General features: G+C 57.5%; 1 rRNA gene and 1 other annotated feature (1 of these 2 cut by a window edge). The gene reads left to right on the forward strand.

Features of this window, described 5'->3' with window-relative positions:
- The first annotated feature begins 240 nt into the window (after window positions 1–240).
- Window positions 241–1,762, forward strand: a 16S ribosomal RNA gene (locus QQS41_RS11670).
- A gap of 283 nt (window positions 1,763–2,045) precedes the next feature.
- Window positions 2,046–2,398, forward strand: a sequence feature (mutual gap in cmsearch alignment for this rRNA model is longer than 100) (it continues 2,829 nt past the right edge of the window).

Here is a 2,398-nt window from a genome sequence, read left to right on the forward strand (position 1 = left end):
TTTTTGCCAATGACTGCTTGAACATGTTGGCTGCGTCGCCTGGTGCGATGCCGGTGTCAGCCCCTTCCCTAGTCGGGGCTGGTGTTGTGGTGTCGTGTCCCACTCGTTTGCGGGTGGAGCAGGGTGGCGTGGTTGTTTGAGTTATTTTTTCGGATGAATGCCAGGCCAGCGAGTGTTTGCTTGTTGGTTTGTTGTTTGTTCTTTTTTGTCAGGTTTTGGGCTTTTCGCTTAAAAGTCTTTTTTGTGGAGAGTTTGATCCTGGCTCAGGACGAACGCTGGCGGCGTGCTTAACACATGCAAGTCGAACGGTAAGGCCCCAGCTTGCTGGGGTACACGAGTGGCGAACGGGTGAGTAACACGTGGGTGACCTGCCCTGCACTTCGGGATAAGCCCGGGAAACTGGGTCTAATACCGGATAGGACTCCAACGTAGGGTTGGGGTGGAAAGTTTTTTCGGTGCAGGATGGGCCCGCGGCCTATCAGCTTGTTGGTGGGGTAATGGCCTACCAAGGCGGCGACGGGTAGCCGGCCTGAGAGGGTGGACGGCCACATTGGGACTGAGACACGGCCCAGACTCCTACGGGAGGCAGCAGTGGGGAATATTGCACAATGGGCGGAAGCCTGATGCAGCGACGCCGCGTGGGGGATGACGGCCTTCGGGTTGTAAACTCCTTTCACCATCGACGAAGGTTTTCTGACGGTAGATGGAGAAGAAGCACCGGCTAACTACGTGCCAGCAGCCGCGGTAATACGTAGGGTGCGAGCGTTGTCCGGAATTACTGGGCGTAAAGAGCTCGTAGGTGGTTTGTCGCGTCGTCTGTGAAATTCCGGGGCTCAACTCCGGGCGTGCAGGCGATACGGGCATAACTTGAGTACTGCAGGGGAGACTGGAATTCCTGGTGTAGCGGTGAAATGCGCAGATATCAGGAGGAACACCGGTGGCGAAGGCGGGTCTCTGGGCAGTAACTGACGCTGAGGAGCGAAAGCATGGGTAGCGAACAGGATTAGATACCCTGGTAGTCCATGCCGTAAACGGTGGGCGCTAGGTGTGGGTTTCCTTCCACGGGATCCGTGCCGTAGCTAACGCATTAAGCGCCCCGCCTGGGGAGTACGGCCGCAAGGCTAAAACTCAAAGGAATTGACGGGGGCCCGCACAAGCGGCGGAGCATGTGGATTAATTCGATGCAACGCGAAGAACCTTACCTGGGCTTGACATGTACGGGACCGGGCCAGAGATGGTCCTTCCCTTGTGGCTCGTATACAGGTGGTGCATGGTTGTCGTCAGCTCGTGTCGTGAGATGTTGGGTTAAGTCCCGCAACGAGCGCAACCCTTGTCTCATGTTGCCAGCACGTGATGGTGGGGACTCGTGAGAGACTGCCGGGGTCAACTCGGAGGAAGGTGGGGATGACGTCAAATCATCATGCCCCTTATGTCCAGGGCTTCACACATGCTACAATGGCCGGTACAGTGGGTTGCGATGCCGTGAGGCGGAGCTAATCCCTTAAAGCCGGTCTCAGTTCGGATCGGGGTCTGCAACTCGACCCCGTGAAGTCGGAGTCGCTAGTAATCGCAGATCAGCAACGCTGCGGTGAATACGTTCCCGGGCCTTGTACACACCGCCCGTCACGTCATGAAAGTCGGTAACACCCGAAGCCAGTGGCCCAACCCTTGTGGGGGGGAGCTGTCGAAGGTGGGATCGGCGATTGGGACGAAGTCGTAACAAGGTAGCCGTACCGGAAGGTGCGGCTGGATCACCTCCTTTCTAAGGAGCATGTTTTTTGCTCGGCCAGTGTCATGCGCCTGTGGCGCGGCTGGCTGTTTTTGTTTTTTTCGGGTGGAACGCCTGTCGCACCACGCAGTGTGGTGACCGAGTGGCTTGTAACGTCGGCATGCTGTCGGGTGTCTGGGGAGACACGTTTTCCCTTGCGCGCCGGCGCAACGGCAGTCAGACGAGTGGTCTGGTTGGTGGGGTGTTGGTGGTGTTGTGTGAGAACTGGATAGTGGACGCGAGCATCTTGTTTTTCTGTGATTTATTGCATGATCGTTTTGTGTTCTTGTAGGGCACACGGTGGATGCCTTGGCATGGAAGGCCGATGAAGGACGTGAGAGGCTGCGTTAAGCCTCGGGGAGCTGCCAACTGAGCGTTGATCCGAGGGTGTCCGAATGGGGAAACCTGGCCGTCGTTGTGGGCGGTCGCCTGCGCCTGAATTCATAGGGCGTGTGGTGGTGACGCGGGGAAGTGAAACATCTCAGTACCCGCAGGAAGAGAAAACAATTGTGATTCCGTTAGTAGTGGCGAGCGAACGCGGATGAGGCTAAACCGTATGCGTGTGATACCCGGCAGGGGTTGCGTGTGCGGTGTTGTGGGGTGCGTGTGTGCGTGGTCTGCCGGCTGCGC

The organism is Corynebacterium sp. 335C (genome assembly GCF_053525695.1).